The organism is uncultured Gimesia sp., from assembly GCF_937910335.1.
Taxonomy (GTDB): domain Bacteria; phylum Planctomycetota; class Planctomycetia; order Planctomycetales; family Planctomycetaceae; genus Gimesia.
Genome location: NZ_CALEMX010000146.1, coordinates 36609 through 51428 on the forward strand (window position 1 = coordinate 36609; position 14820 = coordinate 51428).

Here is a 14820-nt window from a genome sequence, read left to right on the forward strand (position 1 = left end):
ACACGGTAAAAACAAACACGAATTCAATTTCTTAAAATAACTAATTATATACCGGGATCAAATCAAAATCGCGAGCTATCGACGTAAGTCGCTATGCTTTACGAATATAATGAGCGGCAAAGCTGCGAATTTCCTGACCGTTGAGGACATGGAACATCCGCAGTTGTTGCAGAGTTTCTTGACTGAAGCGGCCGATGGGAACGTGTATCAATTTCTTCTGATACCGTTTCGCCAGACGCCGCCAGCCCGCACCGGGGGGGGCATTACTAAGCAATGCGATGTGCTTCTCTTCACTGTAATGGCAGGCGGCTACCAGCAGGCGTTCCTCAAGTGTATCAACAAAATCAAATTGGACGTCGTTCCAGATATCATAAATCGGACGGGGCGGAAACAGGAACAACGCGCCTCCATAACTTGCCAGACCGATGCCAGGCCCCACCATTTCTTTTCGGTGATCAGTGGCAAAAAATGCCAGCGTCGATTCGTCCTGATGTTCGGCGTGCCAGGTCAGCCGATAGGGATAATCCCGGGGGTCTGCAGGACTATCAAACAGCATAATCACACAATCCAGCTTGCCTCGACTGGGGGGGAGCACTTTAACGTGAAGTTCGCCCGTATGCCAGTTCCGTAATGTTTCGCGCAGATCAAGTCCGTCCTTCAAACTCGTCGTAAATTTTTCGGTGCGCGCCAGATCAACACCCAACAGAGACAGGGCATGGTCTTTCACACTCGTACGAAATTTTTCGATGGCAACATCTTCGGGAGGCCAGCTACATTGTTTGTAGGGATCCCAGTTCATATCCCATTCATCCTGTTTCGGCTGGGGAGGTTTGGGAATCAATTCACAACTTCTCCAGGAGATGGGATTACCGGGTAAGCGATTGCTTAATTCGACCATGCTGCCGTCGGGAAGCTCTGCCTGTTCAATTCCGAATCTGAGCGACTCGAAAGGCAGTAAATGCACATACGGGTATTCTCGCGCTGTCTCGGCAACTTGAATGGCAAACTGATCACCGGCAACCTGTTGGGCCGCTTTGACCAGAGTATAGAGATCCGGGGTCATGCGGCGCTCGATGAGCGACAGGTTGCGTACATAACGAAAATAGACCGAAAGAATTTTCGGCGTAATTTTTCGGCCTCGTGATTTCAATTCCAGTCGATAGCGATCGCGGGCCGTCAACGCCATCTCCTTGATCCCATCGACTGATAAATTTTCATCATCACCCAGTTCGGAACGGGCGGCCTCGTACAAGCCGGTAATGTAAGGAAGTTCGCCCAGCATGAATAGCAGCGTTTCAGGAGCAGCAGCATATACTTTGGTGTCGTTCACTTCTTCATCTTCAACTTTCAGCGGTATCTGATCGATATAGGCGTCATGAATCCAGGGCCAGTCTGAGAGCGAGCAAACCAGCAAGATCGACTGATACTTTGTTTCCAGTTCGCGCAAACGGTGCGCCATCATCGTGCAGCGGTCCAGAGGTTGTCCTTCCGGCACTTTTTTCAGTGATGGCAATACAGCGGCGGAAAACGTTTCCAGAGGGACTTTCTTCAAGGCATACGGATCTGGTAATGAAGCAGAAATGCTTTCAAAGCGTTGTGTTTCCAGATCAATGAAATGCCGATCCATGCGTTCCATCATCGCAATTCTCAGAGCCGCTATCACACCCTGACAGGGATCAATGGGAACATAGCTGAAAACGCGCTGGCTTTCTTCGTCATCTTCCGCTTCTTCCCAGGGTGCACCGCCTGTGATCGGGGGCTCTTCCTGCAGCACCGTCATGATACTGGGAAGAAAAGTTATGGCCCGTTCAACGTCTTCCTGAAACGATTGAGGCAGGGGAACAGCCAGGCAATCAAACTGATTTGTCAGCATCACGCGACGTACTTCGATCGCGAAATCGCCGCTTCCGTGAATCAAAGGCAACACGGAAATCCGAGGACTGATTTTCAAAAAACTGGAATGAGAGGCTGTCATAATGAATCCAGTTTCCAACTGCCAGAAATGTCAACAGAACCAGTTTGTCAAGAGAGCTACTTTGACCATTTCCAGTCTGTTGTGTTTTTTAAATTCACCACACACTCTTCAGGCCAGTCTCCCTGATATAATCTTACGATATTTTGAGCCGCCATCGCATAAGCATCACGGTGCGATTCCCGATCCAGGCCGCCCGTATGACAACTCAATAATACATTTTCGAGTTTGATCAAAGGACTATCAACAGGTAATGGCTCTTTTTTATAAACATCCAGGCCCGCGGCCCGTAAATGCCCTGATTCCAGGGCTTCAATCAACGCCTCTTCGTCAACGAGCCCCCCACGTGCAGTATTAATCAAAACAGAGCTTGATTTCATTTTTGCCAGCGTGTCTCTGTTAATAATGTCCCGCGTCTCAGGGGTGACGGGCAGATGTAACGTGACATAATCCGATTGCTCTAACAGTTCATTCAGATCAACGAGTTTGATTTGATGTTCATCGGCAAATGCCTGATTGGGAAAAGGGTCGTAAGCCAGAACCGTCATGCCCATTCCGATGGCGCGTGTAGCCATTGCCTGGCCAATCCGTCCGAGACCCATAATTCCGATGGTGCTGCCCCAGACGCGCGGTGTTAAATGCCACTCCCATTGACCAGCACGGACTGCCTGGTCCTGTGAACGCGACAGCCGAGCGATGCCCATGATCAATGTAAAAGCCTGTTCTGCCACAGAGTGATGATTCACTCCCGGCGTAATCGTCACCACTTTTCCCAAATCATCGCAGGCTTCCAAATCGACGGCATCATAGCCGACACCATAGCGCGAAATCACTTTTAAGTCCGGAAGCTGTTCGAGAACTTCTCTGGTAAAGGGCTCGGCACCAGCAATCACTGCTTCATAACCTTGGACCTGTTCTACGACGCGGTGTGGTTCTTTACGTAAGTCAACGTCGGCAGGAACAGTGGCTACTTCAAATCCGCCGGCTTGCAGAATTTCGAAATGGGGACCAAAGTCACACATTTTAGCAGTACAAAACGCACGAGGCATGATAAGAATTCTTCTATATAGGCAGTACTTAAATAAGAGAAAAACCGTACTGCTACTCTAGCGAAACGTTGTAGCGACTGACAACGTTCCCAAGGCGAAAAAACGAAATGCCAGCGAATCCTTATCTTAAGAAAAAGAACCGTTGTGCACTTTCAACCGTTTTTGGGTCTGCTTTACGCAATTGGGAAAGATGGCGTTTTGCCTTTTCTGCAGTAACCGCATCAGAGCCAATTCCTTTTTTGTTCTTGCCTTTGGAAGCGACCATCAGATAACGCACGATGGCCCGCTTGGTAGCTCGGTTGTCGTAAGCCTCTTCGCCGTAAAGATTCATCAGGCGGTCCACCACACTCCAGTCTTCCCAGCGCGCGAGGTTCGTGATCACTCTGTCGGCCAATACCGGGCGATTTAATAAAAGTCGCATCGATTGACGCATTCGTTCTTTGCTGATCTGGCTCTCTTTATAAGTCCAGATGAAACTCAGTGCCTCCATGGCGGCATACGTTTCACTAAACTCAACATCTTTGGAGACGAATTTGCTCTGATCAATTTGATCCAGTCCAGCGGCTCCCGTCAGCATCAGGTATCCCGAAATCAAACCACCAATGCCCATCCTGATTTGTTTCCCAGGCTCCTTGATCTTCTTTTCCATAAACGCAATGTCAGATTCCTGACCACAAAGACCCAATAGCAAACCGTACAGTCCCAGTCGAGGCACGGGTGTCTTTGAACTGATGAGCCATTTTCGAAATTTTTCCCGAGGCAGCTCATCGGCAAGCAACGCGATCTCGTCGAAAGGAGCATTCGCGAATTCAGCAAAGGCATCCGTGGCTATCTTCTGGTCCGGGTGTTCCAGAAACTTCAGGAAATAGCGTAAACGGTCAGTCGTTTTTTCCTCAAGTGCAGGCGCGTGTGTCATGTAGTGGAAGCACGTTTCGCTGATTTCAATCGGTGGGTCCCAGATCATGCTGGTCTCTCTGGTGCCCAGTAACAGAAACAGGGCTCCTTTTTTCCCAACGCGATGTCGATTGAAGAAAACGGAATCGCCGACTTTCAATTTGCTTTTGTCTGTTTGATGGACAATCTCTTTGACTTCAAAGATCGTTTTGCCCGACTTTTTGAAGGTACCTTCTTCCGCGGAAACCCATGTCGCCAGCACAGCGACTTCGGCCTGTGAAAGCTTTTCAGTCAAAGGCGTCGAAGGACCCGGGCAGAAAGGGCACGCTTCTGCCTCAGAGATTTGTGCGATGAACAACAGACCGCAAATCAGTCCTGTGAGATAACGGTTTGCAACAAGCGTGTTTCGAACAATCATTGCCGATCCTTCGGTCAATTGAGTGTGGATTTATGAAAATAAATTCTGTACTTCGTTCCCATCCGATGGGGTAATTGTCGGCTCATTATTTAAAGAAAAAGAAACGTTCTGCACTTTTGACGGTTTTCGGATCTTCTTTGCGCAACTTATCGAGTAATGCTTTTGCTTTTTCAGTCGTGGCTGCATCGGGGCCGATTCCTTTTTTGTTCTTGCCTTTGGAAGCGACCAGCAGATAACGGACAATGGCCCGTTTGATAGACGGGATGTCGTAATCTCCCGTGCCATACATTTTCATCAGACGATCCTGAACACTCCAGTCATTCCAGCGGGCGAGGTCAGCCACAACCAGGTCGGTCAGTTCGGGGCGGTCCAGTAATAACTGCATCGATTTTCTCAAACGTTCTTTGCTGATGCGCTCATCGCCATAAGTCCACATGAAACGCAACGCTTGCATGGCAGCATACGTTTCGCTGAAGGCGACATTTTTTGGAATGAATTTTGTCTTGTCAATTTTATCCAACCCTTCTGCGCCGGTCAGTAACAGGTATCCTGAGATCACGCCATCAATGCCCAGTCGGAACTCTTTTGTCGGTTCATTGATCTTTTTTTCCATAAACGCGACATCAGATTCCTGACCACACAGGCCCAGCAAAAGACCATATAAACCCAGGCGAGTCACCGGCGTGTCTGGGTCGACAATCCATTTTCGAAGTTTTTCGCGCGGCAGATCCTTGGCTAAGGGAGTAATGTCTTCATAGGGAGCATTTGCGAATTCGGCATAGGCATCGTTCGAGACCATCTGGTCCGGGTACTCCAGGAACTTCAAAAAGTAACGCAAGCGTTTTGTTGTTTTCTCTTCCGGAGCGGGCGCCTGAGAAATGTAATGGAAGCTCGTTTCGGTAACTTCAATGGGATCTCCCCAGTCGATGCTGGTCCCTTTGGTGCCGAGCAGCAAAAACAGATTTCCCTTTTTCCCGGGACGATGGCGGTTGATGGTAATCTGATCGCCGACTTTCAATTTGTCTTTGTCTGATTGGCGGACAATCTCTTTGACTTCAAAGACCGTCTTCCCCGCTTTTTCGAGCGTCCCCTTTTCAGCTTCCGACCATTGCACAAGTACAGCAACATCAGACTGCGAGAGCTGTTCGGTTAAGGTCAACGAAGGGGCAGAACAGAATGGACAAGCTGTGACAAAAGGCAGTTGCGCCATCACAAGCAGACCGCAGATCAGTCCCAGAAAAAGGCGATTGTTAATGTATCTTTTTAGACCGTTCATTTGTCGAACCTCATGGCGATTCATATCTGTTTTGAAAATACGAAATAGGTAATTATCAGTTTAAAACCTTATGGCATTATTTGTCGATCACGATGGCGTCTTCGATGATGTAAATGGATTCTAATTCGTCTCCGATCGTTTCGACTTTGATGTGAAAGACGCCGACCACATCAAAGGGACGATTGAGAATATAGTCTGACGTAACTCCATCCCGCATGACAACGGGAAACAGGTCATAAATTTTCGGGTTTTTCCCAAAGCAGCAGATCTGATTATCTCGGGCCAGATAAAAAGCTTCAATTCCCGTCTGCTGAAAAGGGGGATACATGAATCCTCTGATCCGAATCCGCTTACCATCCAGATCTTTGAGCCATTGGGGCATTAATTCCGGTGCATTGGGTGTGACCGGTTCCATATTCATGACTTTCAGCAAGTCAATATCATCGTAGGAAACCCGGAGCACATTTCCCGGAGACGTTTTGCTGAAGGCGTGATCCTTGATGAGTATTTTGACTTCGCGCGGTTTGCTGTTCTTCAGTTCTTTTTCTTCCTCTGCAGTCAACGCGCGTAGCTTAGGATCGGGTTTGCGCGCGACCAGAGCCACGACAACATCGCCGGACTCTTTTTCAGGTTGCTGTGTCTTTGATGCGGATATTGTTTTGGCTGGAGTCAAGTCTGTTGCCGTTAAAGGTAATTTCTCTGTGTCAGGCCGGAGTGTTGAATCTGTCAGCGTTTTCGCTACTGCTTTTGTTTTTTCCGGTTGCTGATCTTGTTTCGCAACAGATGATTTCGAATCAGTGTCAACAGATACTGCAACCGTTTTCGGATCGTTCTGGTCGTTTTTATCGATCTTCTCGCTGAACTGGCGGTACTCTGTCGGTTCCGATGAAGAACAGCCGACTCCGAAGACAGGAAGACTGACTAACGTCAGCAACAGCAAAAAAAGAATTGTCTGGCGGGTGGGATAAAGGTGGGCCTGCACGTGATCAAACTCCTGATGATCGGGTGGTTGCACCAACTTCTTTACAAAGTTGATAATGGCCCAGACTGTCATTCAATCTGAGCCAATCGGTAAATAAATTTCTAAATCGTCTTGCTCTCTCTGTCGATGGGCACATCAATCAATAGGCGGTCCGTGCCTGCTCAAAGTTTGTTCCCTTTAATTGATAAACGGGTTTTAGTTCGCCTGCGGTGGTAGGAGCTTCCGCTTGAAATTCCCCAGACACTGATACCAGGCCTGCGTAAAAATTAGCAATCTTATCACCTTGCATCTCGACCAGGATCATATCCTTAGCGTCAGGTTGTCCACCAAAGCAGCATTGGCCATTGTCTTTGACCAGAATAAAACTTTTCAAATTTTTTGTTTGTCGGGTGGGATACATGTAACCTTTGATGAAAATGTTTTGCTTATCCCAACTCATCACGTCAGGATTCACTCTGCTGACACCATCTTTTTCGACAAAATCCTTGGCCGAAATATCACTGCTAAAGTTGAGCCGATGGTAACCTTCGGGAACTTCATGTGCATAGACAAAAGACTGATAGGAAATACCGGTGATCAGGAAAAACGTAGAAAGTACGATCGCCGCGAGCGCCACTGTTTTTCCTCCCAGTTCTCCAGCAGATCGTTTGATGCTGAAGATACTGAAGAGCGAGACAATGATACCGAAAACGGCAATTCCCAACCCGATAATTCCGAATAACGCAATAAACGAAAGCAACCCCAGAGCCAGACCAACGACGGCGGTAGGGGGCACGGGTTTGTAAGAAAACTCGTCCTGGAGATCGACGGCGTTTTGATACGATTGATTGGATCCATCAAGAACTTGCGACATGTTGCAAGGCCTTTCAATTATTCAGCAAGAATCAGGAATAAAGAGAAATACTATAAATGATCGTCGCACACTTACGAGGTACATTCCCCGACCTTCGCAGTGAACCACTTTGAATACTGGTATCATAACATGCCCAAGGGCTCGAAGCACCCCTGAATTTGCACAGAAAACCGGAGAAATCATCTAAGACCGGGCAGAAATCAGGGTTTACCGACCTATCCCGAAAAGTCAACCAATGCTCCTTTACAGGAAACGACTTACATACCCCAGGCAATACAATATATACGCTGCAGCGTCGTTTTTCGTTGAATTATTATGAAACTTAAAAATAGGCATTGCCCGTTTCATACGAATGTCAGCTTCAATAAAACATATTCGATACAACGTCGATAGATAAGATGTGAATAACTAAGCACTTATAGGTTGTTTGCAAGTCTATCAAACAAAAATCGTGAGTTCTGTTAAATAGTTCACTAAAGCCTTGTTACTGATTCGAATATGCCAACGACGTCTGGCGAAAGACGTCTGATCGTGCGTTTGATGAATAATCAATCACTCAATGTGCTGGCGACATCGGTGCGGTAGGCGGTCATGGCCGGGATGAATCCGACCAGCGAAGCCAGCACAACCAGAACCGGCAGCAGAACCAGTTCGACGGAACTGAACGCAAAGGGGTTAATCAACAGTCCGCTGCGGGCCTCAATAATGGGGGAAGCAACAAAGACCAGACCATGCCCCAGAACAATTCCCAGTAAACCACCACCCAGACAGAGCAGTACCGATTCGGAGAGAATAATGGTGAAGACTGCAGTGCGGCCAGCTCCCAGAGCGCGCATGATGGCGATTTCTTTTTTGCGGTCGGACATCGAATTATAAATGCTGACAAAAATACTCACGCCGGAAACAATAATAATCAGAGACGTCAACACAATCAGCATCGTGCGCACATTACCCACAATGTTTGTCATCAGCCAGGTGATCTGTTGAATGGGATTGACGGCTTGAGCCTGATTGCCCTCTTTCAATTGCGATTGGAACTTGATCGTGGCAAAGCCTCGTAAGCGATCACCTTTCATCTGAACCAGAATCGCGGTGACTTCTTTCTGAGCATCTGGTACTGCATGAGCATGACCGTGGCCGCTGTGATCATGATGATCGTGGCTCGCGTTTTCTTTCAGGAGCGCTTTCAGCTTTTCCTCATCCACTTTCTCACCAAAGAATGCCGCTTCCCGGCGGATTGCTTCTTCCAGTGGTTTTTCATGGCCGGAAACCTGGTAAAACCCACGCAGATTGACGAATACCGTTCGATCATTGGGAGTTCCCGTGGGCGCCAAGATCCCCACGATTTTAAATTTTTCATCATGCACGTGCCCGCTTTCTGCAGATCCATGAATCAGTTGGAATTCATCACCCATCTTCCAGTTGTTCTGTTTTGCGACCGCAGAGCCAATCACCGAATCCCAGGTAGATGGCAAAAATTTACCCTCGCTGTTGATCCGAAAATGGCGACCGGGAATGTATTCCAGCGCAAAATAGCGTGGAATGGTACCGACAATCGGAAAGCCTCCTTTTTGAGTGACATCACCTATGGCAAAGGGAATCGCTTCTTCAATACGGGGGTCATTCTTCAATTCGGTGTAGTAACGATAAGGCAGGTTTTCAATCGGCGCTCCGACACGAAAAACCGTATTCAATACCAGTTGTAGGGGACTGCCTTTCGGACCAACAATCAAGTCATAACCGCTGGCCGTCTGATTAAACATGCGGTCAATTACGCCATTGATCACAAGCACTGAGATCATCAGAGTGACACCCAGGGCAACACTCAATGCCGTCAACAGAGAGGCGACACGACGTTGTCGGATACTTTTCCAGGCGATAGTCAGAGTATTCATAATGGGCTGTTACTTTTGTTCGCTGAATAAAAAGATGAGGACATCAATCAATAATCATGAGAACTATACTGGAGCGTGAACTTTGTTGAATTCCGTCAGAGTTTCCACACGGTCAAACTGGTTGGCCACTTCCTGAGAGTGCGTCACCAGCAGCATCGCAATTTGATTCTGGGCACAGGCTTCGCGCAACAGCTTCAGGATCGTATCCTGATTCGCAAGATCGACATTCGCCGTCGGTTCATCCGCCAGTAATAATTTAGGTTGATTCGCTAGAGCCCGGGCAACCGCCACGCGCTGTTGCTCACCAACGGACATCTGTTTGGGATGGTGATGCAACCGGCGTTCCAGACCCACCAGCGCCAGAAGTTCTTTCGCGCGGTCACGGTTCGGCTTTTTGCGAGAAAAACTCATTCCCAGCAATACGTTTTCCAACGCCGAAAAAGCAGGTAACAAGTTGAATGTTTGAAAGACGAAGCCAATTCGCTCGGCACGAAACCGGTCACGGACTACCTCTGCCATCGAAGCAATTTCGGTCCCCGCGATTGTCACCTTTCCACTATCGGCGGCGGTGATGCCAGAGATGACATTCAGCAGAGTCGATTTTCCCGAACCGCTCTCGCCGATCAAAGCAACCTGTTCGTTCTCTTTCAATTCAAACCGCGCGATATCCAGGATGGGCAGAACGGAGCCATTCGGCTCACGGTAACTCTTTTTAACGTTTTCCAGCAGCAGGGACATACTGACCTCGTTCAGGGAATCTGAGGAAAGGAACCAAATTTCTGAGAACAGACCTCGGCAATTGTTATTGCAAATGTAATGCAGTAAGCAGGTGGTTGCCTAGGGGTGTTTTGACAAATCTTTGCAATTATTCCCGATCAGGGAGACTTGCCGGCAAGTCTTAAATAATTATCGATAGGTGACTTACGACTAAGAAAGTCCAACCCGGCTCTCTCTGGATCGCAGTAGGCTGATTTACGTCAATTTGCTATAGTTCCGCCTCTCTGATTTTAACCAATGTGTGTAGGAATTGTGAATCAAGGATGATAGCAAGATGCGAAGTCGTTACCAGCGCCGATTAATGACTCCCTTTCGTTTCGTAATGATCGTGGGACTGGGAATTATAGGGACTGCTGCATGGAAATTTGATATGCTCCCATTTCACATGGGCAGTGCACCCACCGGCTCTTTGGAAGAGGCCTCATCCGATGATGCTTCTCTGTCCGGCAAAGGTCAGTCTGCTTCTGGATATGTGGAACCCGTTTTGTCCGAGGAGACAATCATCGCACAGTCGGAACCACCGGCTGAAGAATTACTGGAAGGCAATGATAATCAACGCGCCTATCAGAGCAGAGATATCGAAGTACCTCGAATTTACAAGCGGACATTGACCGGGGAAGTCGTAGAGGCTCCTACCAAAGTCGACTCTCCTGTAAACGAAGCCCTCGAACCAAAACGATTCAATGGATCTGCCGAGCCTTTGCGTAAAGAAGACAAATCACTCGGTTCTCAACAGGTCGCGGCAAAAAATGTTCCGAGGAATTTGATCCCACCAGAAGGAATAAAACGTGCGAGCCCGCGCGTCATCAAGTCTGCCGAGAATGCCAGTTTTAAAGAGGAAGTGGCTGGAACGCAGGCGAAGAATAACACTCCTGATTTAATCGCCATCGACCAGTTAATTCAACAGGGGAAAATTCTGGATGCTCACAAGCAGCTTTCAAAAATTTATTGGAAACAGCCTCAATTATATCCGGTCATTAAATCGCGCATCGAAGAGACAGCACGCATCATTTATTTTACCCCGCAACCACATTTTATGACGCCACATGAAATCGAGCCCGGCGATCAACTGAGAAAAGTAGCGACACATTATAAAATTACCTGGGAGTATCTGGCGAAACTCAATCAGATTGACCCTAAAAAAATTCGGCCCGGCCAGAAATTGAAAGTCATTAAGGGACCATTTTTTGCCTTTGTGGATTTGAGCGAATTCACGCTGACTATCCATTCGCACGGATATTTCGTCAAACGCTACGCGATCGGAATTGGTAAAGATCACTCCACGCCAACCGGGAAATTTCAAGTCAAAGATAAACTCGTTGATCCGATTTATTACGGTCAGGATGGTGTGATTGCCAACGATGATCCGGAAAATCCATTGGGAGAACGCTGGATTGATATCGGCGACAGCTATGGCATTCACGGCACGATCGATCCGGCTTCGATCGGTAAAGCAGAATCAAAAGGGTGTGTGCGAATGCACAATGAAGATGTTGCCGAAGTCTACGACCTGCTGGGTCTGGACTCAGAAGTGGTCATTCGGCCCTGATTTCTGCTTTTGACGCGAATACGATTAGAACATGCCCATGAAACGCGAATTCGCGCGATTCTTTCACCGCGGTCTGTTTGAATGTTGAATTCCAGCCTGTAGAATGGGTGAGGCTGAGCCTGATGCGGTACGTTTGCGATAAACGTACTTTTTCACAGGTTCTACATCATTAATGACACACATTCAGGTTAGAGAAGAGAACATTCATGTTTGATCGGGAAAAGCTGATCGAGTTGTTTCGAGAACGCGCTTTAAAATTTGGTGATTTCACGCTGGTTTCGGGAAAGAAAAGCAGTTACTACCTTGATGGAAAACAGGTCGTGCTGCATTCGCATGGGCTCCGCCTGGTGAGTGAGGGGTTACTGGAAATGCTGGCCGATGTCGAATTTGATGCCATCGGCGGCATGTCCATTGGTGCAGATCCGATCGTCGCCGGTGTACTGGCAATCGCTGCTGAACAGGGAAAATCCTTAAACGGCTTTATGGTTCGCAAAGAACCTAAAGGGCACGGCACTAATAAATATGTCGAAGGCCCCGTCCAGCCTGGCGATAAAGTGGTCATTGTTGATGATGTCATTACAACCGCCGGTAGCGCTTTACTCTCCGTTGATCGTGCAGAAGAATTTGGCTGCAAAGTAGTGCGGGCATTAGGAGTCGTCGACCGTTTACAAGGTGGCGCCGCGAACTTCGAAAAACGGAATATTCCCTTCGAAGCACTGCTGACGATCGAAGACTTTGGAATTGAACCACCCGCGGAAGATGCTTGATCGTTGTAAGTCTACAGAGCTTTGATGAAAGATATTTCGGATGACAAATATTCTGCGTTATGATGATTCCGCGGCCCGACGTTTGATTGATAATCAATTATACGAAACACTTCAGCCTGATCTCATCGCAGCCCGCGATGAAATGCTGGCCGATATCGCGCTGTTGGGAACCGATCAGATTCCTGCCCACAAGCAGCCGTTAGATGCCGGTTTTCAAAACCTGCCTCAGCAACTATTGGATGAATATGATTCAGAGCAGGGCAAAAGTCTGCTGGGAAAAATTGAATCCAAAGCCCGGGAACTGCGCGAGCAGTCCGACCGTTTTGTGGTATTGGGGATTGGTGGCTCCTATATGGGGATGCGGGCTCTGTTCGAAGCGGTCTGCAATCCCTGGCATAACGAATTGACTCGCGCGCAAAGACAGGGTGTACCCCGTCTATATTTTGAAGGTAATAATGTCGACAACGATTCTGTATCCGCTTTGCGTGACTTATTACAAAGTGGATGTCAGGACCCCCATGATGTGTTGCAACGTTGGAGTCTGACGGTCATCAGCAAATCGGGGGGAACTTTGGAAACCGCGGTAGGCTTCCGCTTATTCCGTGAATTACTGGAAAATTATTACGGAGTCGATTCTGACGAGAGCCGCTCTCTGGTTGTTCCCGTGACCGGACTGGAAGGCAAGTTGCGAAACTTTTCCAACCAGAAAGGTTATTCCAGCGTTTTTCCAATTCCCGACATTGTCGGAGGGCGTTTTTCTGTGTTCACCGCGGTGGGGCTGTTTCCCGCGGCCGTCATGGGGCTGGATATTAAGCAGCTCCTGCAAGGTGCCGCCGATATGACACAGAGATTTGTCAGTCAGCCGATGGGCGATAATCCGGTCCTGGATTATACCGCGACCTGCCATCTGTTTGAAAAAGAGAAAAATGTTTCGATTCGGATTCTTTCCACCTGGGGAAAACGCCTCGAAGCGTTGGGACTCTGGTATGATCAATTACTGGCGGAAAGTCTAGGGAAAGAAGAAAAAGGGGCAACCCCTTTGACGGTCGTGAATACCAGAGACCTGCACAGTCGAGGCCAGCAACATCAGGAAGGGGCGCTGGATAAACTGATTACCAATTTGATCGTCGAAAAATCCAACTCTGATTCCGTTCCCGTTCCCGTTGTTCCGGAAAATCAAAATCAGGACGAACTCAATAAGCTGGATGGGAAAACCATTCCCGATATTCTTTCTGCTGCAATCGAGGGCACGAATCGGGCCTATGCAGATGCCGATCGACCCACTGCTGATTTCATTTTGCCTGTCCTCGATGAATATACGCTAGGTCAGACTTTGCAATTACTGATGCTGGCAACGGTTCTGGAAGGACGTTTGATCAAGATCAATCCGTACGGTCAGCCCGGTGTCGAAGCCTATAAAATGAACATGCAGGAAGTTTTGAATCGCTGAATGATTCGCGCTCCTCATTCAGTTCCGGGTGCTTTCTGATTTTTATCAATCGGAACACCGATCATCTGTCCGCTGAAGACGGTCTTTCCCTCGACGAGACCCTGGAAATTGAACTCGGCTCGCTTGCCGGCGCGAATGCGGTGTAGCTGCGCCATGATGACCAGACGCTGGTTAGGATAGACGGGACGACGAAAACGAACATCGTTCATGCCACCAAAGCCCAGGAAGTCGCCGCCCAGTAATTTGAACTTGCGGGCATAAAATCCAGCTAGCTGAGCCGAACATTCACAAAGCACCACTCCGGGCATCAAAGGAAAATCGGGCATATGGCCACGGCACCAGAATTCATTTTCGGTAATATCTTTAAAGCCGACGATCCCATGCTTTTCGTTATCGATATGGACAATCCCCGTCAGTTGTTCCATCTCAAATCGCTGAGGGTTGATTTCCCTGATTTCTTCGATGCCGAATACAGGGTTCTCAAAATCAAAGTCGATTCCATCATATAGCAACTTGGGAGGCATGGTCTCTTTTCTCCGTATGGGGTATCCAACGATACAGCACTGATTTATTGATCGTGACCATTACGCAATTGAAATGGCTTAGATAAGGCAAAAGTAGTTTCTACCAACGATTCACAATCTAATACAGACTACACAGATCGCCGGTAAAACTCGCGATCTTAGCAAACTTGGTATTATTTGTTAATCGAGGATTTGCGTTAATTGGCTTAAATTGGTGATCAATCTATCAGGTTTTGTGTCAGGATTTCGGACTTCTTCTTTACTGGCCTGCATACTGAGGCTGTCACCCGCAAATAATGCCGTTTTCATCCCCAGATTTTTGGCGATTGCCAGATCATCGTGAATCCGAGTGCCGACGTGCAGGATTTCCTGTGGCGAAATTCCCAGCTGTTCGAACCGATCAATTAGTTTTTG

Annotated in this window: 13 protein-coding genes; 3 read left to right on the forward strand and 10 right to left on the reverse strand. The window is 48.0% G+C overall.

What is annotated here, in order from left to right; translation table 11 throughout:
- Positions 1–91: 91 nt before the first annotated feature.
- From Q0668_RS05905 to Q0668_RS05940, 8 genes are all read right to left on the reverse strand, one after another.
- A complete protein-coding gene (locus tag Q0668_RS05905) occupies positions 92–1975 on the reverse strand; it encodes a hypothetical protein (protein WP_298861243.1) in 1884 nt (627 codons plus the stop codon).
- Between the two features lie 56 nt (positions 1976–2031).
- Positions 2032–3021 carry a phosphoglycerate dehydrogenase gene (locus tag Q0668_RS05910; RefSeq protein WP_298861246.1) on the reverse strand — a complete coding sequence of 330 codons (990 nt, stop codon included), beginning with the start codon at positions 3019–3021 and terminating at the stop codon, positions 2032–2034.
- Positions 3022–3142: 121 nt separating this feature from the next.
- Positions 3143–4333: a hypothetical protein gene (locus Q0668_RS05915; RefSeq protein WP_298861248.1), complete on the reverse strand. Its 1191-nt coding sequence runs from the start codon at positions 4331–4333 to the stop codon at positions 3143–3145.
- An 85-nt stretch (positions 4334–4418) separates the two neighbouring features.
- On the reverse strand, positions 4419–5609 hold the full coding sequence (locus Q0668_RS05920; RefSeq protein ID WP_298861251.1) for a hypothetical protein: 1191 nt from the start codon (positions 5607–5609) through the stop codon (positions 4419–4421).
- A 76-nt stretch (positions 5610–5685) separates the two neighbouring features.
- Complete coding sequence (locus tag Q0668_RS05925; protein WP_298861253.1) at positions 5686–6663, reverse strand: hypothetical protein; 978 nt, start codon at positions 6661–6663, stop codon at positions 5686–5688.
- A 67-nt stretch (positions 6664–6730) separates the two neighbouring features.
- Positions 6731–7444 carry a DUF4190 domain-containing protein gene (locus Q0668_RS05930; RefSeq protein ID WP_298861255.1) on the reverse strand — a complete coding sequence of 238 codons (714 nt, stop codon included), beginning with the start codon at positions 7442–7444 and terminating at the stop codon, positions 6731–6733.
- Positions 7445–7992: 548 nt separating this feature from the next.
- Entirely contained in the window at positions 7993–9339 is a 1347-nt protein-coding gene (locus Q0668_RS05935; protein WP_298861257.1) for an FtsX-like permease family protein, read from the reverse strand.
- 63 nt (positions 9340–9402) lie between these two features.
- A complete protein-coding gene (locus Q0668_RS05940) occupies positions 9403–10077 on the reverse strand; it encodes an ABC transporter ATP-binding protein (RefSeq protein ID WP_298861259.1) in 675 nt (224 codons plus the stop codon).
- 313 nt (positions 10078–10390) lie between these two features.
- On the opposite strand from Q0668_RS05940, the gene Q0668_RS05945 reads away from it, so the two are divergent.
- The 3 genes from Q0668_RS05945 (at position 10391) to Q0668_RS05955 (ending at position 13882) form a co-directional block, all read left to right on the forward strand.
- A complete protein-coding gene (locus Q0668_RS05945) occupies positions 10391–11665 on the forward strand; it encodes a L,D-transpeptidase family protein (RefSeq protein WP_298861261.1) in 1275 nt (424 codons plus the stop codon).
- A 206-nt stretch (positions 11666–11871) separates the two neighbouring features.
- Positions 11872–12432 (forward strand): orotate phosphoribosyltransferase, encoded by a 561-nt coding sequence (gene pyrE, locus Q0668_RS05950; protein ID WP_298861264.1) that lies wholly within the window; start codon positions 11872–11874, stop codon positions 12430–12432.
- Between the two features lie 40 nt (positions 12433–12472).
- Entirely contained in the window at positions 12473–13882 is a 1410-nt protein-coding gene (locus Q0668_RS05955) for a glucose-6-phosphate isomerase (RefSeq protein WP_298861267.1), read from the forward strand.
- Positions 13883–13896: 14 nt separating this feature from the next.
- On the opposite strand, the gene Q0668_RS05960 is transcribed toward Q0668_RS05955, so the two are convergent.
- On the reverse strand, positions 13897–14406 hold the full coding sequence (locus Q0668_RS05960; protein WP_298861270.1) for a beta-hydroxyacyl-ACP dehydratase: 510 nt from the start codon (positions 14404–14406) through the stop codon (positions 13897–13899).
- A gap of 180 nt (positions 14407–14586) precedes the next feature.
- Positions 14587–14820: HAD hydrolase-like protein (locus Q0668_RS05965; protein ID WP_298861273.1), on the reverse strand; the 234-nt coding region annotated here is incomplete at its 5' end.

What these genes read in the sequence shown, in the direction of transcription:
- pyrE (WP_298861264.1), top strand. Translation starts at nt 11,872, where the DNA reads ATGTTTGATCGGGAAAAGCTGATCGAGTTGTTTCGAGAACGCGCTTTA.
- Q0668_RS05940 (WP_298861259.1), bottom strand. Translation starts at nt 10,077, where the DNA reads ATGTCCCTGCTGCTGGAAAACGTTAAAAAGAGTTACCGTGAGCCGAAT.
- Q0668_RS05925 (WP_298861253.1), bottom strand. Translation starts at nt 6,663, where the DNA reads ATGACAGTCTGGGCCATTATCAACTTTGTAAAGAAGTTGGTGCAACCA.
- Q0668_RS05930 (WP_298861255.1), bottom strand. Translation starts at nt 7,444, where the DNA reads ATGTCGCAAGTTCTTGATGGATCCAATCAATCGTATCAAAACGCCGTC.
- Q0668_RS05915 (WP_298861248.1), bottom strand. Translation starts at nt 4,333, where the DNA reads ATGATTGTTCGAAACACGCTTGTTGCAAACCGTTATCTCACAGGACTG.
- Q0668_RS05935 (WP_298861257.1), bottom strand. Translation starts at nt 9,339, where the DNA reads ATGAATACTCTGACTATCGCCTGGAAAAGTATCCGACAACGTCGTGTC.
- Q0668_RS05905 (WP_298861243.1), bottom strand. Translation starts at nt 1,975, where the DNA reads ATGACAGCCTCTCATTCCAGTTTTTTGAAAATCAGTCCTCGGATTTCC.
- Q0668_RS05910 (WP_298861246.1), bottom strand. Translation starts at nt 3,021, where the DNA reads ATGCCTCGTGCGTTTTGTACTGCTAAAATGTGTGACTTTGGTCCCCAT.
- Q0668_RS05960 (WP_298861270.1), bottom strand. Translation starts at nt 14,406, where the DNA reads ATGCCTCCCAAGTTGCTATATGATGGAATCGACTTTGATTTTGAGAAC.
- Q0668_RS05955 (WP_298861267.1), top strand. Translation starts at nt 12,473, where the DNA reads ATGACAAATATTCTGCGTTATGATGATTCCGCGGCCCGACGTTTGATT.
- Q0668_RS05920 (WP_298861251.1), bottom strand. Translation starts at nt 5,609, where the DNA reads ATGAACGGTCTAAAAAGATACATTAACAATCGCCTTTTTCTGGGACTG.
- Q0668_RS05945 (WP_298861261.1), top strand. Translation starts at nt 10,391, where the DNA reads ATGCGAAGTCGTTACCAGCGCCGATTAATGACTCCCTTTCGTTTCGTA.